Origin of the sequence: Citrobacter sp. Ce104 (genome assembly GCF_030334595.1) — a bacterium.
GTDB lineage: Bacteria > Pseudomonadota > Gammaproteobacteria > Enterobacterales > Enterobacteriaceae > Citrobacter > Citrobacter europaeus.
The window spans coordinates 1-227 of record NZ_JAOWDP010000004.1; the positions used below are offsets into that span (position 1 = coordinate 1).

Here is a 227-nt window from a genome sequence, read left to right on the forward strand (position 1 = left end):
TTGCGGGGGCCGGATTTGAACCGACGACCTTCGGGTTATGAGCCCGACGAGCTACCAGGCTGCTCCACCCCGCGTCCGTCATTACTCTTCCATCGAGTAACGTTACTGCTTCTGATTTTAATTGGTTGCGGGGGCCAGATTTGAACTGACGACCTTCGGGTTATGAGCCCGACGAGCTACCAGGCTGCTCCACCCCGCGTCCGTGGATGCGCACTATACTCTGCTCG

The 227-nt window shown here is 58.1% G+C and carries 2 tRNA genes; both read right to left on the reverse strand.

The window, feature by feature from the left end:
- A tRNA-Met gene (locus tag OGW16_RS00015) sits at positions 1–74 on the reverse strand.
- Positions 75–122: 48 nt separating this feature from the next.
- Positions 123–199 (reverse strand) — tRNA-Met (locus OGW16_RS00020).
- Between the last annotated feature and the right edge of the window lie 28 nt (positions 200–227).